Annotated in this window: 26 protein-coding genes; 14 read left to right on the forward strand and 12 right to left on the reverse strand. The window is 65.0% G+C overall.

Features of this window, described 5'->3' with window-relative positions; all coding sequences use genetic code 11:
• Positions 1 to 2 precede the first annotated feature (2 nt).
• From HOP59_RS10580 to HOP59_RS23605, 8 genes are all read left to right on the forward strand, one after another.
• Positions 3 to 1,808 (forward strand): cytochrome c oxidase subunit I, encoded by a 1,806-nt coding sequence (locus HOP59_RS10580; RefSeq protein ID WP_234253951.1) that lies wholly within the window; start codon positions 3 to 5, stop codon positions 1,806 to 1,808.
• Positions 1,805 to 2,470, forward strand: coding sequence for a cytochrome c oxidase subunit 3 (locus HOP59_RS10585; RefSeq protein WP_234253952.1), 666 nt, complete (start codon positions 1,805 to 1,807; stop codon positions 2,468 to 2,470). Before HOP59_RS10580 ends, HOP59_RS10585 begins: the two co-directional genes overlap by 4 nt.
• Before the next feature lie 10 nt (positions 2,471 to 2,480).
• On the forward strand, positions 2,481 to 3,215 hold the full coding sequence (locus HOP59_RS10590) for a cytochrome c oxidase subunit 3 (protein WP_234253953.1): 735 nt from the start codon (positions 2,481 to 2,483) through the stop codon (positions 3,213 to 3,215).
• Positions 3,216 to 3,225: 10 nt separating this feature from the next.
• Positions 3,226 to 3,543, forward strand: a complete 318-nt coding sequence (locus HOP59_RS10595) for a cytochrome C oxidase subunit IV family protein (RefSeq protein WP_010628437.1) — start codon at positions 3,226 to 3,228, stop codon at positions 3,541 to 3,543.
• 127 nt (positions 3,544 to 3,670) lie between these two features.
• Positions 3,671 to 4,324 (forward strand): glutathione S-transferase family protein, encoded by a 654-nt coding sequence (locus HOP59_RS10600; protein ID WP_234253954.1) that lies wholly within the window; start codon positions 3,671 to 3,673, stop codon positions 4,322 to 4,324.
• A gap of 89 nt (positions 4,325 to 4,413) precedes the next feature.
• Positions 4,414 to 5,445: a 23S rRNA pseudouridine(2604) synthase RluF gene (gene rluF, locus HOP59_RS10605; protein WP_234253955.1), complete on the forward strand. Its 1,032-nt coding sequence runs from the start codon at positions 4,414 to 4,416 to the stop codon at positions 5,443 to 5,445.
• 81 nt (positions 5,446 to 5,526) lie between these two features.
• On the forward strand, positions 5,527 to 6,894 hold the full coding sequence (locus HOP59_RS10610; protein ID WP_234253956.1) for an HTH domain-containing protein: 1,368 nt from the start codon (positions 5,527 to 5,529) through the stop codon (positions 6,892 to 6,894).
• Positions 6,895 to 6,996: 102 nt separating this feature from the next.
• The gene (locus HOP59_RS23605) at positions 6,997 to 8,229 is read left to right on the forward strand and encodes a DUF418 domain-containing protein (RefSeq protein ID WP_234253957.1); all 1,233 of its coding nucleotides are present in this window, start codon (positions 6,997 to 6,999) and stop codon (positions 8,227 to 8,229) included.
• 4 nt (positions 8,230 to 8,233) lie between these two features.
• Here the strand turns inward: HOP59_RS23605 and HOP59_RS10620 are convergent, their stop codons facing one another.
• Positions 8,234 to 8,485: a hypothetical protein gene (locus HOP59_RS10620; protein ID WP_176342829.1), complete on the reverse strand. Its 252-nt coding sequence runs from the start codon at positions 8,483 to 8,485 to the stop codon at positions 8,234 to 8,236.
• 162 nt (positions 8,486 to 8,647) lie between these two features.
• Between HOP59_RS10620 and HOP59_RS10625 the strand changes: the two genes are divergently transcribed.
• A complete protein-coding gene (locus HOP59_RS10625) occupies positions 8,648 to 8,797 on the forward strand; it encodes a hypothetical protein (protein WP_234253958.1) in 150 nt (49 codons plus the stop codon).
• Between the two features lie 89 nt (positions 8,798 to 8,886).
• Positions 8,887 to 9,474: a DUF938 domain-containing protein gene (locus HOP59_RS10630; RefSeq protein ID WP_234253959.1), complete on the forward strand. Its 588-nt coding sequence runs from the start codon at positions 8,887 to 8,889 to the stop codon at positions 9,472 to 9,474.
• A gap of 10 nt (positions 9,475 to 9,484) precedes the next feature.
• Here the strand turns inward: HOP59_RS10630 and HOP59_RS10635 are convergent, their stop codons facing one another.
• From HOP59_RS10635 to speB, 9 genes are all read right to left on the reverse strand, one after another.
• Positions 9,485 to 9,691: a hypothetical protein gene (locus HOP59_RS10635; RefSeq protein WP_010628444.1), complete on the reverse strand. Its 207-nt coding sequence runs from the start codon at positions 9,689 to 9,691 to the stop codon at positions 9,485 to 9,487.
• Positions 9,692 to 9,772: 81 nt separating this feature from the next.
• Entirely contained in the window at positions 9,773 to 11,032 is a 1,260-nt protein-coding gene (locus tag HOP59_RS10640) for a TRAP transporter large permease (RefSeq protein WP_010628445.1), read from the reverse strand.
• Complete coding sequence (locus HOP59_RS10645; protein ID WP_010628446.1) at positions 11,029 to 11,571, reverse strand: TRAP transporter small permease; 543 nt, start codon at positions 11,569 to 11,571, stop codon at positions 11,029 to 11,031. The genes HOP59_RS10640 and HOP59_RS10645 overlap by 4 nt, the downstream gene beginning before the upstream one ends.
• Positions 11,572 to 12,567: a TRAP transporter substrate-binding protein gene (locus HOP59_RS10650; protein WP_010628447.1), complete on the reverse strand. Its 996-nt coding sequence runs from the start codon at positions 12,565 to 12,567 to the stop codon at positions 11,572 to 11,574.
• Between the two features lie 151 nt (positions 12,568 to 12,718).
• A complete protein-coding gene (locus tag HOP59_RS10655; protein ID WP_010628448.1) occupies positions 12,719 to 13,207 on the reverse strand; it encodes a GNAT family N-acetyltransferase in 489 nt (162 codons plus the stop codon).
• A gap of 72 nt (positions 13,208 to 13,279) precedes the next feature.
• On the reverse strand, positions 13,280 to 14,725 hold the full coding sequence (locus tag HOP59_RS10660; RefSeq protein WP_234253960.1) for an aldehyde dehydrogenase family protein: 1,446 nt from the start codon (positions 14,723 to 14,725) through the stop codon (positions 13,280 to 13,282).
• A 27-nt stretch (positions 14,726 to 14,752) separates the two neighbouring features.
• On the reverse strand, positions 14,753 to 16,387 hold the full coding sequence (locus HOP59_RS10665) for a 5-guanidino-2-oxopentanoate decarboxylase (protein ID WP_422676317.1): 1,635 nt from the start codon (positions 16,385 to 16,387) through the stop codon (positions 14,753 to 14,755).
• An 8-nt stretch (positions 16,388 to 16,395) separates the two neighbouring features.
• Complete coding sequence (locus HOP59_RS10670) at positions 16,396 to 17,778, reverse strand: YjiH family protein (RefSeq protein ID WP_010628451.1); 1,383 nt, start codon at positions 17,776 to 17,778, stop codon at positions 16,396 to 16,398.
• Between the two features lie 81 nt (positions 17,779 to 17,859).
• Positions 17,860 to 18,810 carry an agmatinase gene (gene speB / locus HOP59_RS10675; RefSeq protein WP_010628452.1) on the reverse strand — a complete coding sequence of 317 codons (951 nt, stop codon included), beginning with the start codon at positions 18,808 to 18,810 and terminating at the stop codon, positions 17,860 to 17,862.
• A gap of 184 nt (positions 18,811 to 18,994) precedes the next feature.
• Here speB and HOP59_RS10680 point away from each other — a divergent pair, with 184 nt between their 5' ends.
• The 4 genes from HOP59_RS10680 to HOP59_RS10695 all read left to right on the forward strand — a co-directional run bounded on the left by HOP59_RS10680 (position 18,995) and on the right by HOP59_RS10695 (position 23,679).
• Positions 18,995 to 20,416, forward strand: a complete 1,422-nt coding sequence (locus HOP59_RS10680) for a sigma-54 interaction domain-containing protein (protein ID WP_422676407.1) — start codon at positions 18,995 to 18,997, stop codon at positions 20,414 to 20,416.
• 91 nt (positions 20,417 to 20,507) lie between these two features.
• A complete protein-coding gene (locus tag HOP59_RS10685; protein WP_010628454.1) occupies positions 20,508 to 21,599 on the forward strand; it encodes a Bug family tripartite tricarboxylate transporter substrate binding protein in 1,092 nt (363 codons plus the stop codon).
• A gap of 74 nt (positions 21,600 to 21,673) precedes the next feature.
• Positions 21,674 to 23,200 carry a tripartite tricarboxylate transporter permease gene (locus HOP59_RS10690; protein ID WP_234253962.1) on the forward strand — a complete coding sequence of 509 codons (1,527 nt, stop codon included), beginning with the start codon at positions 21,674 to 21,676 and terminating at the stop codon, positions 23,198 to 23,200.
• Positions 23,197 to 23,679 (forward strand): tripartite tricarboxylate transporter TctB family protein, encoded by a 483-nt coding sequence (locus HOP59_RS10695; RefSeq protein ID WP_234253963.1) that lies wholly within the window; start codon positions 23,197 to 23,199, stop codon positions 23,677 to 23,679. The genes HOP59_RS10690 and HOP59_RS10695 overlap by 4 nt, the downstream gene beginning before the upstream one ends.
• 57 nt (positions 23,680 to 23,736) lie before the next feature.
• Here HOP59_RS10695 and HOP59_RS10700 read toward each other — a convergent pair whose 3' ends face one another.
• Both HOP59_RS10700 and HOP59_RS10705 read right to left on the reverse strand, forming a co-directional pair.
• The gene (locus HOP59_RS10700) at positions 23,737 to 24,846 is read right to left on the reverse strand and encodes a pyridoxal phosphate-dependent aminotransferase (RefSeq protein ID WP_234253964.1); all 1,110 of its coding nucleotides are present in this window, start codon (positions 24,844 to 24,846) and stop codon (positions 23,737 to 23,739) included.
• Positions 24,847 to 24,900: 54 nt separating this feature from the next.
• A complete protein-coding gene (locus HOP59_RS10705; RefSeq protein WP_234253965.1) occupies positions 24,901 to 25,827 on the reverse strand; it encodes a DMT family transporter in 927 nt (308 codons plus the stop codon).

Genomic DNA, 25,827 nt, shown 5'->3' on the forward strand with positions numbered 1-25,827 from the left:
TCATGGCGGAACCTGGACATCACGGAGTGCCTCATGCCCAGGCGGGCGAGTTCGACAATGCGGAGCTGGTTCACCCCAAGTCCTTCATCGGCAAGTACGTGTGGAGCCAGGATGCCAAGGTGATCGCCATCCAGTACGGCCTGACTGCCATTGCCATCGGGCTGGTGGCACTGGTGCTGTCGATCCTGATGCGCTTGCAGTTGGGCTTTCCCAACACCTTCGCGCTGATCGATCCCTCGAGCTACCTGCAGTACGTCACCATGCACGGCATGATCATGGTGGTCTATCTGCTCACCGCACTCTTCCTGGGCGCCTTCGGCAACTACCTGATCCCCTTGATGTGCGGGGCGCGGGACATGGCCTTTCCTTATCTCAACATGCTGAGCTACTGGTTCTATCTGGCGGCGGTGCTGATCCTGGTGGCGAGCTTCTTCGTGCCCGGCGGAGCCACGGGGGCGGGCTGGACGTTGTATCCGCCCCAGGCGATCAGTCCCGGCACTCCGGGGATCGACGGCGGCATTCTGCTGATGCTGGCGTCGCTGGGGGTGTTCATCGCCGGCTTCACCATGGGCGGGCTCAACTACGTGGTCACGGTGCTGCAGGCGCGCACCCGCGGCATGACGCTGATGCGCCTGCCGCTGACCATCTGGGGCATCTTCATGGCCACGGTGATGGCGCTGCTGGCCTTTCCGGCACTGCTGGTGGCGATCCTGATGATGCTCTGCGACATGCTGCTGGGCACCAGCTTCTTCATGCCGGAGATGCTCAACCTCGGCGAGCAGTCCACCCACGCCGGTGGCAGCCCCTTGCTCTATCAGCATCTGTTCTGGTTCTTCGGCCATCCGGAAGTCTATATCGTTGCGCTGCCGGCCTTTGGTATCGTCTCCGACATCCTCGCCACTCACGCGCGCAAGAACATCTTCGGCTACCGCATGATGGTCTGGGCGATCATCATCATCGGTGTGCTCAGCTTCGTGGTCTGGGCTCATCACATGTTCATCAGCGGCATGAATCCCTACTTCGGCTTCCTGTTCGCCACCACCACGCTGATCATCGCGGTGCCCACGGCGATCAAGGTCTACAACTGGGTGCTCACGCTGTGGCGCGGCAACATTCGCATGACGGTACCGATGCTGTTCGCCATCGGTTTCATCTTCACTTTCGTCAACGGTGGGCTCAGCGGGCTGTTCCTGGGCAACGTCACCGTCGACGTGCCGCTAGCGGATACCTACTTCGTGGTCGGCCATTTCCACATGGTGATGGCGGTGGCGCCGGTGCTGGTGGTGTTCGGCGCGATGTACCACTGGTACCCCAAGATCACCGGGCGCATGCTCGACGACACCCTGGGCAAGATCCACTTCTGGGTCACCTTCCTGGGCACTTACGCGATCTTCTATCCGATGCACTTCATGGGTTTTGCCGGCGTGCCGCGCCGCTACTACGGCTACGGCGAGACCGCCTACATTCCTGATTCGATTCAGACCCTCAATGCCTTCATGAGCGTGGCGGCAATCATCGTCGCGCTGGTGCAGCTGGTGTTCTTCTACAACCTGATACGCAGCTATTTCCGCGGCCGCGAAGCGGGGCCCAATCCCTGGCAGGCGACTACCCTCGAGTGGCAGACGGAGCACACCCCGCCACGCCACGGCAATTTCGGCGCCGAGCTGCCGGTGGTCTATCGCTGGGCCTACGATTACGGCGTGCCTGGCGCCAAGCATGACTTCATTCCCCAGAACATGCCGCCCGATGAGGTCGAAAAGGTCGATCCGATGAGCCAGGAGGCGGCACAAGGGAGGCTGCCGACATGACGGTGACGCTGGTGTTTCTGGCCGTGATGATGGCGCTGTTCGGCGGCTGGCTGTTCAGTCATTCGATCAACGTGCGCCCTTGGGAGGCACAGGGCGCCAGTACTCAGCGCAGCCAACTGCCCCCTGCGATGACCGCTCCGCGCGTCGGCCTGGCGGTGTTTCTGGCGGTGGCCACGTCGCTGTTCGCCTTGACCATCAGCGCCTACCTGATGCGACAGGAGATGGGCCACGACTGGCGCCCACTGGCAGTGCCCGGTCTGCTGTGGTGGAACAGTGCCTGCCTGGTGCTCGGCAGCGTGGCGCTGCAGTCCGCCTGGCAGGCCGCACGACGTGACAATGCAGCGCGGTTGCGGCGAGGCCTGCTGGTGGGCGGGGGGTTCACCATCGCCTTCATTTTGGGCCAGGCGCTGGCCTGGTGGCAGCTGCAGGCCAGAGGAATCTACCTGGCCGCCAACCCAGCCAACGCCTTCTTCTTCCTGCTCACGGCGCTGCACGTCCTGCATCTATTGGGCGGGTTGTTCGCCTGGTCGCGCAGCCTGTTCCGCCTGCAGCGGGGGGCCACACCGCGGGAGATGCTGCCCAGCGTCGAACTGTGTGCGCTGTACTGGCATTTCCTGCTGCTGGTATGGGGGATTCTCTTCGTGCTGCTGCTGACTACATGAGGACAGGATCATGGCCACTCCGCATCCCGGCAGTCCGCTGTCGCCAGACGAGATAAGACGTCCGACGCCTCAGGAGGGTATGGCCGGCCTGGTCAACGACTGGGCGGCAGAGCGCCGTGTGTTCGACATGCCCTGGGGCAAGACGATGATGTGGCTGTTCATCCTCAGCGATGTGTTCATCTTCGCCTGTTTCCTGGTCGGCTACATGGTGTTGCGCATATCGACCGTTGAGCCCTGGCCGGATGCCAGTGAAGTGTTCGCCCTCACCGTGGGCGGCCAGTCGATCCCGCTGCTGCTGATCGCCATCATGACCTTCATCCTGATCTCGAGCAGCGGCACCATGGCGCTGGCGGTGAAGTACGGCTATGCCAAGGACCGCCGCAAGACGGCCGCGCTATTGCTCGTTACTGCGCTGCTCGGGGCGGTCTTCGTCGGTATGCAGGCCTTCGAGTGGAGCATTCTCATCGGCGAGGGAGTTCGTCCCTGGGAGAACCCCTGGGGAGCGGCGCAGTTCGGTGCGGTGTTCTTCCTGATCACCGGTTTTCACGGCACCCATGTCACCATCGGCGTCATCTTCATCGTGATCATGGCGGTCAAGGTCATGCGCGGTTCCCTGGAAGGGAGCCGTCCCGGCTTCCTCACCGGCCGCAAGGGCAACTACGGGATGATCGAAAGCCTGGGGCTCTACTGGCATTTCGTCGACCTGGTTTGGGTCTTCATCTTCGCGTTCTTCTATCTGTGGTAGGGGGGACACCATGGACCAAGGCAGCCATCAACAGCCCGCACTGCGCGTCTATCTGCGCGTATGGATCTGGCTGTTCGTGCTCAGCGTGTTCTCGTATCTGGTGGATCTCTCAGGGCTCGAAGGCCTGCCCAAATGGGGGTTGATCACCCTGTTCATGCTGCTCAAGGCCGGGCTGATCGTGGCCTTCTTCATGCATATGGCCTGGGAGCGTCTGTCGATCGTCTATACGGTGCTGGTGCCTCCGGCGGTGCTGCTGTTCCTGGCGGCCCTGATGGCGCTGGAAGCCGACTATACGCTGAGTTCACGCCTGGGTATCTTGTTCAACTGATGCGGCAGGAGCACGCCTTTCGAGCGTAACGCGCTGCGCTCGGGGGCGCCGTTTGCCTGTGCCCGGCTGGACGCCATGCGGCAGCCATTGCACAGTAGGGGCCTGACATGACGCATTGGGAGGCCGCGTGAAGCTCGTCATCGGTAACAAGAACTACTCTTCATGGTCGCTCAGGCCCTGGTTGTTGCTGCGCATGCACGGCTTGGCGTTCGAGGAAATCCACATCCCCCTGTCGCAGGACACGACTCGGGAGGCGCTGGCCGCTCACACTCAGGCGGGCAAGGTGCCGGTACTGCACGATGGCGAGCTGACCGTTTGGGACTCGCTGGCGATCTGCGAGTACCTTTCCGAGTGTTACCTGTCGGGGGCCGGCTGGCCGGCGTCGCGGCATGAGCGAGCCGAAGCGCGCGCGCTCAGCGCCGAGATGCATGCCGGCTTCGTCGAGCTGCGAACCTGCATGCCGATGAACTGCCGCGCCAGCGGCCGACGGGTATCGATCAGCGAGACCCTCGAAGCAGAGATCAGGCGGATCGAGCAGATCTGGACCCAGGGCAGCGAGCGCTACGGGCACCGCGGTCCCTGGCTCTTCGGCGAGTTCTCCATCGCCGACTGCATGTTCGCACCGGTGGCGTTTCGTTTTGCCAGCTACGGCGTGAAGCTCTCACCGTCTGCCGAAGCCTACCGCCAGACGCTGCTGCGCTCGGCGCCGATGCAGGAGTGGGCCGAGCAGGCCAGGGCGGAGCCCGAAGTGATCGAAAGCGCCGAAGTCGGCGCAGCTTGACCCGAGGCGTTCCGACAGGGGCTTTCGCCGGCACGGCGTAGCATGCTTGAATGCCGTACCGTTTCCCGCATCCCTCTGGAAAGAGCGTCATGGCCTTCGGTTCTTCTACACGTATCAACAAATACATCAGTGAAAGCGGTTTGTGCTCCAGGCGCGAAGCCGACCGCTATGTCGAACAGGGCAACGTGTGGCTCAACGGCAAGCGTGCCAAGACGGGAGACCAGGTCTTTCCCGGCGATGAGGTCAAGGTCAACGGTCAGCTCATCGAACCCCAGGAAGCCGAAGATCTCGTGTTCATTGCCCTGAACAAGCCTGTGGGCATCGTCAGTACCACCGAGCCGAGCGAGAAGGACAACATCGTCGACTTCGTCAAGCATGGGGTACGTATCTTTCCCATCGGCCGGTTGGACAAGGATTCCCAAGGGCTGATTTTCCTTACCAACAACGGTGATCTGGTCAACAAGATCCTGCGAGCCAGCAACAATCATGAAAAGGAGTATCGGGTCACCGTCGACAAGCCGATTACCGATCAATTCGTCGAGGGGATGGCTTCCGGTGTCCGCATCCTCGGAGAGGTGACCAAGCGCTGCAAGGTCGTCAAGGAGTCGACTTTCGTTTTCAACATAACGCTGGTGCAGGGGTTGAATCGTCAGATCCGGCGGATGTGCGAAAAATTCGGTTACGAAGTCACCAGGCTCGAACGCATACGCATCATGAACGTGTCGCTCAAGGGGCTGGCATTGGGAGACTGGCGCGACCTGACCGCGAAGGAGGTCGACACCATCATTGCCTTGACCGAGAGTTCCAGTTCAGATGCCTCGCCCAAGAGCAGGAAACCATCGCCTACCAGGGTAGCCAACAAGGGCAAGACGGGGCAGGCCGCGAAGGGAGCGGCGGCCACGGCGAGGCGGGACGCCAAGGGCAGGTCGTCTGCGAGCGGTCGCGCGAAGGGTAAGACCGCTGCGGGAAAAGCGGCAAAAGCTGGAGCCGCCGGCAAGGGAGGCGGCGCGAAGCCGGCAGCCAATGCCAGAAACAAGAAGTCGCTGCACGGGAAACCCAAGCCGGCCGGTGGTCAGAGCGGAAAGGGGGGCAAACCCCGCCGCACGAAGCCGGGCCGCTGAGTCCACCGATCCTACGTTGCCAACCGACCTTACGTTGCCAACCGACCCTGTATTGCCAACCGACGCGAGTAAGACTCCACCATGTCCCGCACGACGCGCCTTCTCGACCTGCTGCAGATACTGCGGCGTCACCGCTGCCCGGTGAGTGGTACCGCGCTGGCGCAGGAACTGGGGGTCTCGTTGCGCACCCTGTACCGCGACATCGCTTCGCTGCGTGCCATCGGCGCCGAGATCGAAGGCGAGCCGGGTATGGGCTATCGACTCGAGCCGGGCTTGATGCTGCCGCCGCTGATGTTTTCCGAGGAAGAGATCGAGGCGCTCACGCTGGGGTTGCGTTGGGTGCAGCGGCGAGCCGACGACGGCCTCGCGAACGCAGCGGGCGATGCGCTGGCCAAGGTGGCGGCAGTGCTGCCCGGCGAGCACAGGCATCGAATGCAGGACTCTGCGCTGCTGGTGGGACCAGGTTGGGAGAGACGCCAACACGTCGATCTCGAGGAGCTGCGCCGGGCCATTCGTCATCAGTCCAAGCTGCGCATTCTTTACTCGGACCAGCATGGCAGGCGTTCGGAGCGAGTCATCTGGCCCTTCGTGATCGCCTTCTTCGAATCGGCGCGTATCGTCGCCGCCTGGTGTGAGCTCAGGCAGGCGTTTCGCAACTTCCGTGCCGACCGTATCGAGGCCGCCACTGCCACGGGGGAGCGTTACGCCCGGCCGCGGGCGGTACTCGAGCGCGAGTGGTTGAGCACCCTGCTGCCAGAATCTGTCAGCGATGGGGCCTATCCTGCCTGTGACACACACCACAAGAGGGAGCGGAACATGCAGGAAGAGATCGTCTTTTACACCAACCCCTGGTCCCGGGGTGGCATCGTGCACTGGATGCTGGAAGAGCTGGGGCAGCCCTATCGCATGGAGGTGATCGAGTACGGTCCGCCGATGAAATCGCCCGAGTATCTTGCCATCAATCCCATGGGCAAGGTGCCGGCCATACGCCATGGCAACACCGTCGTCACCGAGGCGGCCGCCATCTGCGCCTATCTGGCTGAGGCGTTCCCTGAGGCCGGTCTGTTGCCGACGCCCGAAGGTCGAGGCGACTACTACCGCTGGCTGTTCTTCACAGCCGGGCCGCTGGAGATGGCGATATCTCTGAAGTCCGCCAATTTCACCTTGAGCTCGGAGCAGCAGATGCAGTTCGGCTGCGGCAGCTGCGAGACGGCGGTCGACACCCTGGCCAAGGCGGTAGCGGGACGGCGTTACATTGCCGGCGACAGCTTCACCGCCGCCGACATCTATGTCGGCTCCCACATCGGCTGGGGCATGCAGTTCGGCACGCTGGACAGGCGCCCGGAGTTCGAAGCCTACTGGAATGGCCTCAAGGATCGGCCCGCTCATCGTCGCACGGAAGAGGCCATTGCCAAGGCCATGCCTGCCGAACCGACTCCGAGCGGCTAGTCGGCATTCATGACTCGGCAATACAGGAGTTCAGTTGAGTTTGCCAGGCGTACTCATGCATGACGGTGATCCCACCGCCCGACTGAGTCGGGAGGGTGGCGGGTGAGCCGGACCCGGCAAGCGTGCCGTCGTGCCGATCAGGGCGCGACGGCACGCATCGAGGCACTCGACGTGCTGCGCGGCGTGGCGCTGCTCGGCATTCTGGTGATGAACGTTCAGGCGTTCGCGATGCCTCAGGCTGCCTATCTGAACCCGACCGCCTGGGGGCGGCTCGAAGGCATCGATCTGGCGGTCTGGCTCACTGGGCACGTGCTGGCCGATCAGAAGATGATGGCGCTGTTCGCCATGCTGTTCGGGGCCGGTATCGTGCTCTCCGCCGAGCGGACCGAGGCGGCTGGCAAGCGGGCCTGGCCGCTGCACAGTCGGCGCTACGCCTGGCTGATACTGTTCGGTATCGCCCACGCCTATCTCCTCTGGTACGGCGACATTCTCTTCACCTTTGCCGTCTGTGCGCTGGTGCTCTTTCCCCTCCGTCACCTTGCTCCGTCGCGGCAGCTGGCGCTGGGCGTCGTGCTGCTGGCAGTGACCTCGCTGCTGTTTCTGGCCTTCGATGCGACGGTGCCGGCATGGTCGGAAGCGGACCGCCAGACGTTCATGGCCGAATGGCAGCCATCCGCAACGCAGCTGGCGGGCGAAGTCGAGCGTTACCGCAGCGGCTGGTGGCAGCAGCTTCCCCAGCGAGCCGAAATGGCCTTCGAGATGCAGACTTTTACCCTGCTTATCTGGGGTCTGTGGCGAAGCGCGGGATTGATGCTGATCGGTATGGCGCTGTTCCGGTGGGGTATCCTGACCGGCCGGGCCAGCCGCAGGACCTATCTCTCGCTGTTGGCTGTCGCCTTGCTGCTGGGCGTGCCCACGATCCTCTACGGTGTGCATTGGAACTTTGCCAACGCCTGGGGCCCGCGTTCGATGTTCGTGGGCACCCAGTTCAACTACTGGGGCAGCGTGCTGGTTGCCTTCGGCTGGGTGAGCGTCGTGATGCTGTTGCTGCGAGCCAATGCCATAGGGCGCCTGCGGCTACGGCTGGCAGCAGTGGGGAGGACCGCCCTCAGCCAGTACATCCTGCAGAGCGTGATCTGCAGCCTGATCTTTTATGGCCACGGTCTGGGCATGTTCGGGCACGTCGAGCGCAGCGGCCAGATGCTGATGGTGATGGGCATCTGGCTGCTGCAGCTATGGCTGGCGCCGCTGTGGCTGCGCCATTTCCGCTATGGGCCGCTCGAGTGGCTGTGGCGCTCGCTGACCCGGGGCCAGCGACAGCCCTGGCGGCATTGAGCGATCAGGGCAGCTCCTTGCCGCCTTGGGGATCGGAGGCGTCGTAGTCCTGAGTGTCGTCGGGCGGCGAGCCGGGCTCGAGCGAGGTCTCGTGTTCGTAGTCGCGGGCGGCGCGGATGGCTTCGGGCTCGCTGTCGTGGCGGGATATCTCCTGTGGCTGGTCGGGGTCGGTCACGTCGACCACCCGCCAGCCGCTGACCAATATCGCCTCCTGGGTCTCCCGCTGTATCGGCTCGACTTTTGCGGTACGCGTCATGGCATCCTCCATGCTGGTGAGTCCATTCACTACCCACCATGGCAGAGGAAACGCCGAATGGCTAACGGGGGCCGTGAACCTCGCCGTTTACGCTTGACCGGCACCCTGGCGGCGTCCATACAGGAAGAGGGCAAGGGCAGTTATCCAAGACAGGAGGTCGTGATGAGAAAACTGTTAGGACTCGCGGTTGCCTGGTGGTTGCGCAAACCGGAGAATCGCGCGAGGCTGAAGCGCAAGGGCAAGGAAATGCTCACTGGCTTTCGCCGCCGTGGCGGCTCGTCCGCCCGGCGTGAGCAACGCCGTCACCCTTGAGGTCTTTCATCGCTGCCCCGGCTTCACCCGAAGCCGGGGCACAGTCCAATTTTTGCCGTTGGTCATGAGGTCGAAACATGAGCCGCCGCATGAAGAGCCCTGCAGCGGCTCGCAATCGCCAGCCGATCCTCGACGTGCTGAGCAGGATCCTGCCCGAGCGGGCGACTATTCTCGAAGTCGCCAGCGGCAGTGGCGAACATGGCGTGCACTGCGCCGAGGCCAGGCCGGGCTGGACTTGGCAGCCCAGCGACCCCAATGCCGAGGCGCGGGGCTCCATCAGCGCCTGGCGCGAGAGCGCCGGGCTCGACAATCTTCATGAACCGCTGCTGCTGGACGTCACCGGGATCTGGCCCGCAGGCCCTTACGATGCGGTGGTGGCGATCAACCTCATCCACATCTCGCCATGGGAAGTGTGCGAGGCGCTGATGGCGCGCTCCGCAGAGCGGCTGCGTCAGGGGGGCGTGCTATACCTCTACGGACCCTATCGGCGCGATGGGCGCCATACTGCGCCCAGCAACGAGGCCTTCGATGCCGACCTCAAGGCGCGCGATCCGCGCTGGGGCGTGCGTGATCTGGAGCAGGTGGTCGGCGAGGCGCAGCAACACGGCTTCGTACTGGAGCAGGTCGTCGAGATGCCGGCCAACAATCTCAGCGTGGTGCTGCGCCTGCATCCTTGAGCTGCATCTCTCAATCCTCTCTTCTGTTCTCTTCGATCTGGCCCGGTACCCGATAGCGCACGCCTTCGGCCTGGCGATCGTCTTCATAGCGCCGGGTTTCCTCTTCGGCGGGAATGCCCCAGAGGGTCTGGCGGCTGCCGTCGTCGTAGGTATAGGTCGTGCAACCTGCAAGCACAACGAGGCCAGAAAGCGTGGCGATACGCAGAATGGATGACACGTGGCGTCCCTTCGATGGGTGGTAGGTGGATATGCGGCCAGCCTGAGGCCAGGCCGCACGGTCGTCAAGAGGCAAACGGCTTCATCCCGACCACCCCAGCATGATCGGCACGTAGACCACCAGCAGGAGCACGCCGATCAGCCCCAGCATATAGGGCAGGATGGCCCGCGTGATGCGCTCCAGCGGCAGTTGGGTCACGGACGAGGCGACGTACAGGTTGATCGCCACCGGCGGCGTGATCATGCCGATGGCCAGCCCCATCACGATGATGATGCCGAAATGGATCGGGTCGATGCCGAGCTGCAGCACCAGCGGCAGCAGTACCGGGGTGAGGATGATCAGGGCACTGGCGGTTTCGATGAACACGCCGGTGAGCAGGATCACCGCCACGATCAGCAGCATGATCACGTAGGGGTTGGTGGATAGCGACAGCACGGCTTGGGCGATGGCGCCCGGCACCTGCCAGCTGGAGAGGGTCCAGCTCAGCACCGCTGAGGTGGCGATGACCAGCATGATCACCGCGGTGGTGATCGCTGAACGGATCAGGATGCGGTAGACGTCGCCGAGCGAGAGATCGCGATAGACGAACAGCGAGACCAGCAGGGCGTAGTTGACCGCCACCACTGCCGCTTCGCTCGGCGTGAAGATGCCCGAGAAAATGCCGCCCAGGATGATCACCGGGGTCATCAGGCCCCAGCTTGCACTCTTGAAGGTACGCCAGATGGTCGTAAGCGACAGCGCGGTGCCGCGTGGGTAGTTGCGCCGGTAGGCCTGGGTGATGGCGATGGCCGCCAGCCCGATGCCCATCAGGATGCCCGGTACGATGCCGTTGAGGAACAGCTTCGACACCGACTGCTGGGCGACTACGGCGTAGATGATCATCGGCACCGAAGGCGGGATCACCACGCCGATGGTGCCGCTGGCGGCGATCAGGCTGGCCGCCGAAGCGGGATCGTAACCCTTGCGCTTGAGTTCCGGCACCAGACTCGAGCCCACCGCCGCGGTGGTGGCGGCACCTGAGCCGGAAATGGCGGCGAAGAACATGCCGGCTCCCACCGATACCAGCGAAAGCCCGCCCTTGAGGAAGCCGAACAACGAGTCGGCGAAATCCACCAGCTTTTCGCTGACCTTGCCCTGGGCCATCAGATCGCCGGCGAGGATGAACATGGGTACCGCCACCAGGGCGAAGGAGTTGATGCCCTGGAACATCTGCTGCGTCACCACCATCAGCGGGACGCCCTGAGCGTTGAGTGCCAGCAGCGTGCTGGCGCCGATGGCCAGGGCAATCGGCACGCCGAGCAGCATGAAGGCGAAGAACAGTACGAACAGTAGCGCCGTCATGGCGGTGGCTCCTCGGCCGTGCTGCTGCCGGTGTCGGCCGCCTGAGGCCCCTTGACGATGAGCTCGATCGCGTCGATCAGGGCGTACCAGGCCATGATGGCGGCCGAAATGGGGATCACGGCATACACGTAGGTCATCGACAGCCGCAGCGAGGCGGAGCGCTGGAAGCTCTGCACCTGCATGTAGCGGTAGCCGATCACCACCAGGGCGAGCATGAAGCCCAGCGCCACCAGCACCGCGGCGATGCGCGCCAGCTGTGCCAGGCGAGCGGGCAGGGCGTCGACGACGAAGGTCACGGCGATATGGCGACCGCGCTGGAAGGCCAGCGTGGATGCCAGGAAGGTGATCCACACCAGCAGGAAGCGGGCGACCTCTTCGGTCCAGCCGACGGCGGTGAAGAGGGTGCGCGAGACGATCTGCAGCGTGATCACGCCGATCAACGCCGCCATGCCCAGAAACACGATGGGCTGGATGACGGCGTCGAGGGCGCGTTCGCTACGCTGCAGCAGGCCCGTGAGGGCGTGCAGCGGTGAACTCACTTATTCCAGTGCCTCCAGGATGCGCGGCAGGTAGTCGCCGAACTGATCGCCGTACTTCTCGTAGACCGGACGCACGGCAGCCTGGAACGCCTCGAGATCGGCATCGTCGATGATCTGCATGCCGGCGGCACGCAGTTCGTCGAGCTGGCCGGCTTCCATCTCGGCATTCACACGGCGCTCATGCTCGGCAGCCTCCTGGGCGGCTTGTACCAGCACTTCCTGGGCGGCTTCGGGCAGCTGATTCCAGGCCGGCATGCCCATGACGAAGATGGCAGGCGCGTAGGTGTGGCGCGACAGCGTCATGTGGTCCTGGGTTTCTTGCAGCTTGAACGAGTGAATGACGTTGACCGGATTCTCCTGGCCGTCGATGGTGCCCTGCTGCATGGCCGTGAGGGCTTCGGTCCAGGCCATGGGAATGGCATTGGCGCCGAGTTCACGGAAGGTGTCGGTGTAGACGGGGTTTTCCATCACACGGATGCGCAGGCCGTTGAGGTCTTCTGGCGAGCGGACCGGGCGTTCGCTGTTGGTCAGGTTGCGGAAGCCGCGTTCGGCATAGGCCAGGCCCTTGAGGTTGACCTCGGCCAGTTTGTCGAGCAGCTCCTGGCCGATGGGGCCGTCGAGCACTTCGTAGGCGGCTTCCGGCGAGGGGAACAGGAAGGGCAGTTCGAAGACCGCCATCTCCTCGACGAAGTTGGCTACCGGGCCGTTGGTGATCACGCCCATGTCGACGGTGCCGATCTGCATGCCCTCGAGCAGGGTGCGCTCGTCGCCCAGCGAGGCATTGGGGTAGATGTCGACGGAAACGGCGCCTTCGGTGCGCTCGGCGACCAGCTCCTGGAACTTCACCGCGGCAATGTGGAAACCATCCTGCTCGTTGACCACGTGGGCCAGACGCAGGGTGACGGGATCCATGTCGGCGAATTCGGAGGCCTGGGCGGTGGAAACCAGCGCAAGAGAGATGCCGAGTGCCAGCGTGCTGCGTGCAAAGATCTTCATTTTTTAATTTTCCTTTGTCGGTTCGATCCGCTCAGGAGCATGCCCCAGCCAACTCGACAGGGTCAATCGTAACGCTGACATTGCGTAACAGAGTTGTCGTCAAGGTTGGGGCGAGGGCGCGGACCGGTCCGCGCCTGCATTTCGAGGCAGTTCACAGCAGACGGTACATGACGTAGGCGTCGATCAGCCCCTGGGTGGGGTGGCGAAAGGCGCAGGGCAGGGTACCGACGATCTCGAAGCCGTGTTTCTGCCATTGGCGAATGGCGATCTCGTTGGTCGATACCACCATGTTGAACTGCATGGCGGTGAAGCCCAACTCACGCGCCACCCGCAGGGAATCCTCGCACAGCTTGTTGGCGATACCCTGACCCCGGGCGTGCTCGGCCACAAGATAGCCGCAGTTGCACACGTGGTCGCCGGGGCCGGGTTGGTTGGGCTTGAGATAATAGGTGCCGAGCAGGTTGCCGGCACTGTCTTCGGCCACTCGAACCGCACGCGGCAACTCCACCCACATGCGGTAGGCGTCGGGCTCGCTGATCCGACTCGGCACGGCATAGGTGTCGCCGGCGTGGAGCACCGGAGCGATGAAGTCCCACATGGCGGCCCAGTCGCCGGACTGATAAGGGCGAATGCGGATCATGGTCTCCTCCTTGATACCTGGCATCGGCCCCGATTTTACGTCATGTCAGCGTGGAAAGATCGCTCATGCGCTTCATATCGGACCAACGAGATGCTTCACCGCCAGATAGGCTGAAAGCCCCCAGGGTCCCAGCTCGCGGCCGATGCCGCTGCGCTTGAAGCCGCCCCAGCCGGTTTCGGGCAGTACCAGCTGTTCACCGTTGAGCCATACACTGCCAGCCTGAAGTTGCCTGCCGATGCGCACGGCCCGCTGCCGGTCGGCGCACACCACGGTTGCCGCCAGACCGAAGTCGCTGGCATTGGCCAGTTCGATTGCCTCCGCTTCGCTGGCCACGCTGCGGGCGCATAGCACCGGGCCGAAGATCTCCTCCTGCCACAGGCGGCTCGTGGTCGGTACGTCACGCAGCAGCGTCGGGGCGACGAAATATCCTTTGGCGGGTAGCTGCCGGTGGCTGGCGTCGCGTACTGCCCGGAGCCCCTCCCGTTCGGCGACGGCGAGATAGGCCAGCACGTTCTCGCGCTGGCGGGCGCTGGTCAGCGGCCCCATGTCGGTGCCCTCGGTCTGGGGATCGCCCAGCGTCAGTGCGTCGATACGTGAGGCAAGCGCGGCATAGAGCGGTTCGGCGATGGCTTCGTGAACCAGCAGGCGCGAGGTGGCCGAGCAGATCTGGCCGGCATTGAAGTAGATGCCGGCCATGACCCAGTCGGCGGCCTGCTCGGGATCGGCGTCCTCCATCACCAGGATCGGGGATTTGCCACCTAGCTCCAGTGAGACGTCGGCGGTGCGTTCGGCGGCGGCGTGCATCACCGCTTCGCCGACCCGATTGCTGCCGGTGAAGGAGACCTTGTCGATGCCTGGGTGAGCGGCCAGCGGTGCGCCGATCCCGACGCCATCCCCAAACAGCAGATTGAGCACGCCGGTCGGTAGCCCGATCTCCAGGGCGATCTCCGCCAGCGCACGTTCGGGCAGCGGGGTCACCTCGGACGGCTTGAGCACCGCGGTACAGCCCGCGGCAAGCGCCGGAGCGAGCTTCCAGGCGCTGGTCACCAGAGGAAAGTTCCACGGCGTGATCAGCCCCACCACGCCTACCGGATCGTGGTAACAGCGCGCCTCGACGCCTGCCATTTCGAGCTCCACCAGCCGGCCCTGGCGTTGGTCGAGCTCCCGTGCCTGACCGGCGTAGTAGCGATAGCAGGCGATGGCGTCGTCGAGGTCGATGCCGGCCTCGGCTAGCACCTTGCCGTTGTTGGACGAGGAGAGTCGTACCAGCTCGTCGCGACGGCGAGCCAGGGCATCGGCGAAGCGTTCCAGATAGTCGGCTCGCTCGGCACCGCTGAGCGCGCGCCAGGCCGGCAGGGCACGCTGCGCCGCGGCCACGGCATCGTCTACATCGTCCGGATGGCCGGCGCTGACTTCGGCGATGACCACCTCGCGATAGGGATCCATCACCGGCAGGCAGCGCTCGCCACGGGAGGGCGTCCAGCGGTTGTCGATGAACTGTTGATCCAGCTGTTGCATGGCGCTTCTCTCTGTCAGTGGAGATCGTCAGTGGAGATCGTCAGTCGAGGTCGCAGCCTGCTGCCAGGCGTCGGCATTCACTTCGACAAGCAGGGGCGCGTCGAGCGGTCGCGAAGCGAGTGCCTGGGCCAGGCCGGCCGGATCGCCCACCCGCACCGCCTGGCAGCCGAAGCCGGCGGCGACCACCTGAAAATCCGGCGCCTGGATGTCGACGCCGCAACGCGTGACGCCCTGGGCGTCCATGTAGCGACGGATCTCCTCGTAGCCCTGGTTGTGCCACAGTACGATCACGACCGGTAGGCACTCTTCCACGGCGGTAGCAAGTTCGCTGAGGGTGAACATCACGCCGCCGTCGCCGACCAGGGCCACCACGGGAAGCGTCGGCTGCCCAAGCTGGGCACCCAGCGCGGCCGGCAGGCCGTAGCCCAGGGTGCCGTAGCCAGTGGAGGCGTTGAAGAAGCGCCGTGGCGCGGGTTGCGAGACCAGGTGATTGCCGGCATAGACCGGTGCGGTGGAGTCGCCGACCAGGAGTGCCTGGGGCAGAACCTCCTGCAGCGTGGCGTAGAGCGGCACGAAGGGAGCGAGGGCCGGATCGTTGTTCAGATCGAGCGCGGCCAGGGCGTCCGCAGTGCGCTGGGTGCCGCCGCGTGACAGCGGCTCAGGGAAGTTCTCCGCCAGCAGCGCCAGCGTGCGCCCGGCATCGGCCACCAGGCCCAGCGAGACCTGCTGGTTGCGCACCAGTTGCTGGGCATCGAGGTCGATGCGGATCAGCCGACCGCGCAGTTCGAAGCCGTCGTCGAACACCACGTCGTAGTCGGTCTCGCCCAGCTCGGTACCGACGGCGAGAATCACGTCGGCTTCACGGGCCAGCTCGCGCACGGCGGGCAGCGCCGCATTGGCGCCCAGGTCGAGAGGGTGGGCGCGACCCAGCACGCCCTTGGCGTTGATGGTGGTCGCCGTGGGCGCATCGAGGCGCTCGACCAGGGCTCTGGCAGCAGCGGGGTCATCGACACAGCCGCCGCCCAGCAGCACCAGCGGGCGTTTCGCTGCGCGCAGCCAGTCGGCGGCCAGGGCCAGCCCTTCGGGGTCCGGTGCCGGGCGGAACAGGCGCGCCGGTGGCGGCAGTTCCGCCAATGCCACTGGAGCATCGAACAGATCGATGGGAATCTCGAGATGCACCGGCCCAGGCCGCTGGCCCTCGAACACGGCGAAGGCCCGGGCCAGCACCTCCGGCAGGGCGCTCGGGTCGAGCAGGGTATGGCTGAAGCGCGACACCCCCGCCATCAGCTGCTGTTGGCTCGGCAGCTCGTGCAGCCTGCCCTGGCCGCGGCCCAGGGTGTCGCGGCGGCTGACGCTGGAGATCACCAGCATCGGGATGGAGTCGGCCAGGGCCTGGCCCATGGCGGTGGCGATGTTGGTCATGCCGGGGCCGGTGATAATCAGGCATACGCCGGGCCTGCCGGTGGCGCGGGCATAGCCGTCGGCCATGAAGCCGGCACCCTGCTCGTGACGCGGCGTGACATGACGCATGCCGCTGCCCTCGAGGCCGCGGTAGAGCGCCACGGTATGCACACCGGGGATGCCGAACACGGTATCGACAGCGTAGCGTTCGCGTAGCAGCGTCAGCAGCAGTTGGGCACAGGTCATCGTTTGTCGGGTCATCGCGAACCTCAGAAGAAGAAGGTGTGGGCCATGAAGGCGATGATCGGCAGCGTGATGGCCGTGCGCAGCAGGAAGATCACGATCAGCTCCCACAGCTTGAGCGGAATCTTCGACTTGAGGATCAGGGCGCCGATCTCCGACATGTAGATGAGCTGCGTCAGCGACAGGCAGGCGATCACGAAGCGGGTCAGTTCGCTCTCGATGTTGGTTGCCAGCACCGCCGGCAGGAACATGTCGGCGAAGCCCACCAGGGTGGCCGGGGCCGCCGCCTGGGCCTCGGGAATGCGCAGCAGCTCGAGTACCGGCACCATGGGGTAGGAGAGCCAGGTGAACAGCGGGGTGAACTCGGCCAGTATCAGCGCCACGGTGCCGATGGCGAATACCAGCGGCAGCAGGGCGAGGAAGATGTCGGCGACGTTGAACAGTGCGTTGCGGGCGAGTTCTCTGGGGCCCGGAGCGCGCTCGGCGCGGCGCACCGCCTGGGTCAGGCTGTAGCGCAGCAGGCCCATCTCCTCGGTGCGCTTCTCGGCCAGCTGGCAGCCCACCGGCTCGTAGTAGGTATCGGGCTTGCGCGACAGCGGCGGCAGGCGCGGCACGATCACCGCCGCGATCAGGCCGGCCACCACCACGGTGAAGTAGAACTGGATGAACATGTGGTTGAGGTCGACGAAGCTGGTGATCAGCAGGCTGAAGGCGATCGAGACGATGGAGAAGTTGGTGGCGATCACCGAGGCTTCACGGCGGTTGTAGAAACCCTTCTCGTACTGCTGGGTGGTGATCAGCACGCCCACGGTGCCGGAGCCCATCCACGAGGCGGTGGCATCAATGGCACTGCGGCCGGGCAGGTTGAAGATCACCCGGAACGGCTTGCGTACCAGGCTGCCGATGAACTCCATGAAACCGAATTCGACCAGGAACGGCAGCAGCAGGGCGGCGAAGAAGAAGAAGGTCAGCAGCACCGGCGCCAGGTCGTTGAGCATCACGCCGCCGGTGAACGAGGCAGTGACGAACTCCGGCCCGAACTGGAAGAACGTCATCAGGGCGAAGGCCGCCCCCAGGATGCGCATGCCGAACCACACCGGGCCGACATGGAACATATCGCGCATCACACCTTTCTCGGCCCAGCGTGGATGGGTGAGCTTGATCCAGGTGGTGGCCAGCACGGAGAGCACCAGCACGATGACGGCAATGGCCGGCAGGGCGCCGTCGAGCAGCGCCTTGAGGCCGTCCGCCATGAAGCCCATGCCGATGTTGATGGTGTCGCCGATCTGGAAGGGGATCAGAAACAGACCGACCCCAAGCGCTGAGGGAATCAGGAATTTGAGCAGATTGTTGCGCTCGAAGGGGGTTTCCTCGGTGCGGGTTCGGTGTGTCGTGTCGGTAGAGGACATACGGGTATCCCTATGTTTGTCGTTGTGTGGGTTGTCGTTGTAGGCGTCGGTCGTTGTTGGGTCAGTCTCGACGCTCTTGTATCAGTCGCGACGCTTCACGCCGGGCAGTACGCACAGCATTTCGTAGAGCAGGGTGGCGCCCATCAGCGCCGTGTTGCCGCTGGGGTCGTAGGGCGGTGAGACCTCGACCAGATCGCCACCGACGATGTTGAGTCCGGTCGCGCCGCGCACGATCTCCAGCCCCTGGGCCGAGGTCAGGCCGCCCATCTCGACGGTGCCGGTGCCGGGGGCGACCGAAGGGTCGAGGCCGTCGATGTCGAAAGTGACGTAGACCGGGGTATCGCCCATCTGCCTGCGAACCTCTTCCATCAGCGGCGCCAGCGAGCGGTACCAGCACTCTTCGGCGGTGACCACGCGGAAGCCCTGCTGGCGACACCAGTCGAAGTCCTCGGCGGCGTAGCCGGTGCCGCGCAGGCCGATCTGCACCACCTTGCCGTGGGCCAGCAGGCCCTCTTCCTGGGCGCGGCGAAACGGCGTGCCGTGGGCGATGGGCTCGCCGAACATGTGCTCGTTGACGTCGGCGTGGGCGTCGATGTGGATCAGCCCCACCGGGCCGTGCTTCTTGGCGATGGCGCGCAGGATCGGCAGGGTGATGAGATGATCGCCGCCCAGGGTCAGCGGGATGCAGCCGTGGGAGAGCACCTCGTCATAGAAGGCGCTGATGATGTCCACGGTCTTGGGCAGGTGAAAGGTGTTGATCGGCACGTCGCCGATGTCGGCCACCTGCAGGCTGTCGAAGGGCGCGGCACGGGTGGCCATGTTGTAGGGACGCAGCATGCGCGACTCGTCGCGGATCTGGCGCGGCCCCAAACGCGTGCCGGGGCGATTCGAGGTGGCGATGTCCAGCGGTACGCCGATGAAGGCGACGTCCAGCCCTGCGGCACTGGGCTGGGTGGGCAGGCGCATCATGGTGGCGGGGCCGCCGAAGCGGGGCATCTCGTTGCCGCCAAGCGGCTGGTTGAAATCGGCCATGCTGGGCTCCTGATGGTTGGAAGTGTCATCCCTCACTCATCAGGTCTAGCAGGTTTCGTGCCAGCCGGAGCTCGCGCTGTCACGGGGCCTGTCAGGGCATGTGATGCAAATTCGAATCGTCAGTGGCGCTGCGGTGATGCAATAATGCATCCTTGATTCATTCATGCATCGGCTGGGTATCCTGATGAGCGACATCGACCGCGCGGTGGTGAGTACCATCGTCGAGACGGCCAACGACCACTTCTTCATCGTCGACGGCGACGGGCGGGTACTCGACGTCAGCCCTGGCGCGGCGGCGGTTTACGGCCTGCCGCGGGAGCAACTGGTCGGCAGCACGGTGCAGCAGCTGGAGGCGCAGGGCGTACTCCGGCCCTCCATCAGCCTGGAGGTGATCCGCACCGGCAGGCCGGTACAGCTGATGCAGGTGACGGGAACCGGCCGGCGAGTGATCGCCGAGGCGCACCCGGTGCATGTCGATGGCAGGCTCGAGCGCATCGTCAGCCGCTCCCGGGACCTGACCGATCTGCAGCTGCTGCAGGACGAATATGCGCTACTGCAGAAGCGTTTCAGCGAACACCTCAAGCGCAGTGGGGCCGGTGCTGGTCACGAGGATGGCCAACTGGACGAGGCGATGGGCAGCCTGGAGGTGCGCAGCGACGTGATGCGGGAGCTGGCGCTGCTGCTCAAGCGCGTGGCGCCTTCGGATGCCACGGTGCTGCTGCTCGGCGAATCGGGGGTCGGCAAGAGCGCCTTTGCCAAGCAGCTGCATCGCTGGAGCCGGCGGCGGCAGGGGCCGTTCATCGAGGTCAACTGCGGGGCGATTCCCGAGAACCTGTTCGAGTCGGAGATGTTCGGCTATCAGCCCGGCGCCTTCAGCGGGGCGGCGCGCCAGGGCAAGGCGGGGCTGTTGGAGCAGGCCGAGGGCGGTACCCTGTTCCTCGACGAAATCGGCGAGCTGCCGCTGCCCATGCAGACCAAGCTGCTCAAGGTGATCCAGGACGGCAGCGTGCTGCGCCTGGGCGATACCCGGCCGCGGCGGGTCGATTTTCGTCTGGTGGTGGCGACCAATCAGGATCTGGCCAGGCGCGTGGAAAGCGGTGGCTTTCGCCTCGACCTCTACTATCGCGTCAACGTCATTCCGGTCACCATCCCGCCGCTGCGTGAGCGCCGCGAAGACATCCCGGCGCTGGCCGAGGCATGTCTCGAACGCCTCAATCAGCGCTATGGCCAGCGTAAGCTGCTGCACGGCAGCGTGTGGCCGGAGCTGATGGGGGGCGACTGGCCGGGCAACGTCAGAGAGCTGGAAAACTGGCTTGAGCGCGCCTGGCTGTCGAGCCCGGACGATTCGATCCATTCGCCGACACGGGGCTACGTTTCATCCGTGACGCCGACGTCTTCACACGCAGAGACGACGCAGCCGGCCGAGCTGACCGAGAACGAAGGACTCTCCGCTTACCTGGCCCGGGTCGAACGCGAAGTGCTCCAGTCGCTGTGTCGGTCGCTCTCCAGCACCTATGCCATCGCCGAGCGGCTGGGGATCAGCCAGCCCAGCGTGGTGCGCAAGCTCAAGCGGCATGGGCTCAGGATCGAGCGCCGGGCCGATTGAGCTCGATGTCACGAGGTCGTGACGGGGAACACTGTCTATAGTGGTTTGGGTGAGTAACGCCTTCCGTTCCGTTTCGACCTTGGAGCTACCCATGCCCCGCACAACCTATAACAAGATCGCCGCCATCGCGACCGGCCTGGTCCTTGGCGCCAGCGTCATGCTTCCTGCCGCCCACGCCGACGACTACTACGCCGGTCAGACCATTCGCATGATCATTCCTTTCTCGCCGGGTGGCGGGACGGATACCTTCGGCCGGCTGATCAGTCAGCATCTGGGCCGTCATATCCCCGGCAGCCCCACCATCGTATCCGAGAACGTCACCGGTGCCGGCGGTCTGCTGGGCAGTAACGAATTCGCCGAGCGGGTCGACCATGACGGTCTCACTCTGATGACCGCCTCGGGCCACCTGAACCTGCGCGCCTTCCTCGGCTTACAGGGGCTCAGGCTCGACCTCGACGCGCTGGAGCCGGTGGTAGCCGCGCCCATGGGGCACGTGACGGCCATCTCCACCCAGGCAGGCATCGACGACCCGGCCGACCTGCTCGAGGCGCAAGGCCGGCTGACCAAGGGCATCACCGATCCCGTGGGTCTGCTCGAGTCGCTGGTAGCGCTGGAGATGTTCGAGCTGAATTACCGCGCGGTACCCGGCTACGGCGGCCGCGGCGATACGCGCATTGCCTTCGAGCGTGGCGAACTGATGATCAACACTCAGAGCACGCCGGCCTATCTCAACAGCGTACAGCCGCTGGTGGACGAGGGGATGGCCATGCCGCTCTACGCCATCGGCTTCATCGATGGCGAGGGCAATCCGCAGCGCGACCCTGCCGTACCGGACATGATCACCGCCCCTGAGCTCTACGAGCAAATCCACGGCGAGATGCCTTCCGGCACCATCTGGGAGGCCTTCAAGGTCACCGTGCCGCTGGTGCAGAACACCCGCGGTACCGTCTGGGTACATGGCGATATCCCCGACGAGGCGATGGCGGCCCTGCAGGCGGGGGTCGAGGCCATGGTCAACGACCCGGAGTTCCAGGAGGCCAGTGCCAACATCCTCGAGGGCTACGAGATCATGTGGGGTGACGACCTGGGGCAGATCAAGGCTTCGATGGATGCCGCCTCACCGGAAGTTCTCGACTACCTGCGCGACATGCTGAACGAGCGCTTCGGCACCGAGTTCAACTGAGATGCCTGCATGCGACGAGCCGCCCGGGGTTTCGGGCGGCTCGTCGCGTGCACGGGCTTTGACATGAGGTGCTCATGCTGGATGCGTTCGTCAATGCGTTCTGGATTCTGCTCGACCCCTTTCGCCTGTTGATGCTCTTTTCCGGGGTGGCGATCGGTATTGCCGTGGGAATTCTGCCCGGACTGGGTGGGCTGATGGGGATGGCGCTGGTACTGCCGTTCCTGTTCGGCATGGATGCCTACGCCGGGGTGGCCCTGCTCATCGGTATTGCGGCGGCGGTGCCCAGCGCCGATACGTTTCCCTCGGTGCTGATGGGCATTCCCGGCTCTTCCGGCTCTCAGGCCACCATCATGGACGGCTATCCGATGGCCCGCCGAGGCGAGGCCGCCAGGGCGCTGGGGGCGGCCTTCACGGCGTCGCTGATCGGCGGCCTGATCGGGGCGCTGGCGCTCTCCGCCGTGGTGCCCTTCGCGCGCCCGCTGATTCTCGCCTTCGGCTCACCCGAGCTGTTCATGCTGACCCTGCTGGGGCTCTCCATCATAGGGGTGCTGTCGGGCAATCGACCGCTCAAGGGCATGCTGGCGGCAGTCGCGGGGCTGGCCATCGGCACCGTCGGCGGCGCGCCGGTGGCGGCGGAATATCGCTTCGCGGGGGACTTTCTCTACCTCTACGACGGACTGTCGCTGGTCATCGTGGCGCTGGGGCTGTTCGCGCTGCCGGAGATCGTTGACCTGCTGGCCCGTGGCGGTGCCATTGCCGAGCGGGCTCGCGGCCTCGGCCACGGCTGGATGGATGGGGTACGCGACACGCTGAGGCACAAGTGGCTGGTGATTCGTCATAGCGTGATCGGCGTGGTTATCGGTGCCATTCCCGGCATGGGTTCATCGATCATCGATTGGGTCAACTACGGCATCGTGGCCCAGACCAGCAAGGATCGCAGTCGTTTCGGCAAGGGCGACGTGCGCGGCGTGATCGCCCCCGAGAGTGCCAACAACGCCAAGGAAGGCGGTGTGCTGATGCCGACCCTGCTGTTCGGCGTACCGGGCTCCTCGGCCATGGCGATGCTGCTGGGGGCGCTGATGATCTTCGGCGTTCAGCCCGGCCCGCAGATGCTGACCCGCGATCTCGACCTGGTGTTCGTCATCATCTGGTCGCTGGCGCTGGCCAACGTCTTCGGTACCTTCATCTGCCTGTTGCTGTCGCGGCCCATCGCACGGCTGACCTTCGTGCCGTTTCATTACATTGCCCCGGTCATCATCGTCATCGTGATCGTTGGCGCCTGGCAGGAGACCCGACACTGGGCCGACCTGGCCTTCCTGCTCGGCTTCGGGCTGCTGGGCTGGTTGATGAAGCGCAGCGGCATGCCACGTCCGCCGCTGCTGATCGGCTTCATTCTCAGCGGCCTGGCCGAGCGCTATCTGTGGATGTCCTACAACCTCTACGACTGGGAATGGCTGACGCGTCCCGGCGTGCTGACGATCGGCGCGCTGGCGGTGGCGCTGATAGTGGCCAGCGTCAGGCTCAAGCGCAACACCAGCCAGCGGGCCGAGGCGATACAGGCAGCCGAGAGACCCGAGATCGACAAGGAGAGCCGCCCATGAAAGCCCGCTTGATCGGCATCTTCACCCGCCATCTGCAGACGCCATTCGTGCTTTTCGTGCTGGTGGGGTTGGTGGCCGTGCTGACGATCAGCCAGTCGTTCTCGCTCGGAGCGAGGCTGTTTCCCACCGTGGTGGCCGCGCTGGGCATCCTGCTGGCGCTGCTGGAGCTGGGGCGACAGTGGCTGCGGCGGGGGGCGCGGGAGGCCAGCGATTACACCGACCTGGGCGACGAGGACGACAGCCCGCTGTTCTTCGCCAAGGGGCTGCTGTTCTTCGCCTGGATGCTCGCCTTCGTGGTGCTGTTTCTTGGCATCGGTGCTTTGCCGGCAGCCGGGCTGTTCGTGCTGGCCTTGCTCAAGCTTCAGTTTCGCAGCCCCTGGCTGCCTAGCCTGGGGCTTGCCGCCGGTATCGTCATCCTGCTGTGGGGTCTGGGCAAGGTGCTGCAGCTGCGCTGGCCGGCGCCATGGTTGGGCTTTTGAGCGCCGCTGGGCTTATGAGTGTCGCTGGGCTTATGAGCGCCGCTGGGCGGGCCGGCGTCATGCACCCGACGCCAGCGCCCGCTCCAGAATGTCGAAGCGACCCGGTACCAGGGCATCCTCGACGGCGGTGATACGCAGCACGTGGCCGAGGTCCGGGTGCGCGGGGCGGGCGATCAGGCGGCCGGCCTCGAGCAGCTCCTGGTTCAGCCGTCCGGCCAGTTCCGCACTCGAGAAGCGCAGGGCGATGAAGTTGGTGGCGCTCGGCAGCACCTCGGCGCCCAGTTGGTGAAAATGCTGGGCGAGGCGTTCCCGGCGCGCCTTCACTTCACGAATGTGCGCCTCCACTTCGGCGTGGCGGTCGAGCACGGTTTCGGCGATGACCTGGGTGAGGCTGGATACCGCATAGTGGATCCGCACTTTCATCATCATTGCCAGGGTTTCCGGCTCGGCGATGGCGTAGCCGATGCGCATTCCGGCAAGCCCGTGGGCCTTGGACAGCGTACGCAGACGGATCACGCCGGGCAGTGCTTCGCGGCTGAACGGCGAGTCGGCATCGTCGCGGAAGTCGTGGTAGGCCTCGTCGAGCAGCAGCCAGCAATCCTCGGGCAGCTCAGCGCGCAGGCGGCGGATCTCGTCGTCGCCGTGCAGATGCCCGCTGGGGTTGTCCGGGTTGGCGACGTAGACCAGTCGGGCCCGGTGCTCATGGGCCGCAGCCAGCAGCGCCTCGAGGTCGGGGGTGAGCAGGCCGGGCGCCTCGCGATAGGGCCGCTCCACCAGATGACAGTTCTGTCCGCGAGCGAAATAGCCGAAGGTGGGGTAGGTACCGCTGGCGCTGACCACCGGGCAACCGGGTTCCGCTACGGTGCGCAGGGCCAGGGCGATCAGACTGTCGGCGCCGGCATCGACCAGGGTGTGTTCCAGCGGCAGCCCGTAGAGCGAGGCGAGCCGCTGGCGTACGCCCAGCGCTTCCGCGTCGCCGTAGCAGTAAACATGCTCCGTCATGGCATCGCCGAAGCGTTCGCGCAGCGCCCGATGGGGCATGTCGAGGCCCTCGTTGGAGCCCAGGCGGTGGGGGATCTCGCGGCCAATACGCCGTTCCAGCACCTTGATGCCGGGAAAGGGGTTGCTGGGGCCGGAGCCTTTGAGGTGATCGGGAAAGCGGGGCATGCTGCACTCCATATACGCGTTGACGAAAGATCGTTGCAGAAGCCTGGGGCTGGCTCAAGTCGCGGGCCAGCGTGGGGTCATGACACTGGCTACGGCCGCAAGTATCAGGCCAAGCGCCACCAGAAGCCTCGGTGTGAGTGCCTCGCCGAGCAGCATCACGGCACTGAGGACGCCGACCACCGGGATGAGCAACGTGCTGATGGTGGACTGCGCCACGCTGAGACGGTTGACGTTGCGAAACCACAGCATCTGGGCCAGGCAAATGGCGAAGACCAAGTGGTAGCCCAGTCCGAACCAAGTCGAAACCTGCCAGGCGGCCGGCGTGCCCGGTGACTCGAACAGCGACGCCAGCACGATCATGGGTAGGGCGCAGAGAGCGAATTGCCAGCCGGTGATGACCACTGCATGGCCCTGCCAGGTGCCGCGGCGCTTGGTCAGCACGGTGCCGAGTGCCCACGACAGCGCGGCGCCCAGCACGAATGCCGGCCCGGCAAGGCCTGCCAGGCCGGCGTGCCAGGCAGCCGGTCCGAGCAGTACCAGCAGTCCGGTCTGGCCAAGCCCGAGTCCCAGCCATTGGCGCGGCGATACCCGCTCGCCGAGCAGGCCGATAGCCAGCAGCAGGGCCCAGCACGGCATGGTGAAGGCAATGATGGCCGCCTGGGACGTGGGCATGTGCAGCTGACCGAAGGCAGTCCCGACGTTGAATCCCAGGATGGTGAAGCCGCCGGTCACGGCCAGCCACAGTCGCTCGCCTGGCGCGATGGCCAGCGGCCAGCCTTTCAGCCATGCCCAGCCCAGCAGCATCACGGCGCCGGTGACGAAGCCGATGGCGCGCAGAGTGAAGGGCGGGATGTCCATCAGGCTGAAGCGCACGGCCGGCCAGTTGCCGCCCCAGAACAGACCGATGGCCAGGATCAACAGCAGGGTCGTACCGGTGTGGTGCAGCGGCACGCTTGCCTGCTGACTGGGCTGAGAGGGCAT

Source organism: Billgrantia aerodenitrificans (genome assembly GCF_021404405.1).
GTDB lineage: Bacteria > Pseudomonadota > Gammaproteobacteria > Pseudomonadales > Halomonadaceae > Halomonas > Halomonas aerodenitrificans.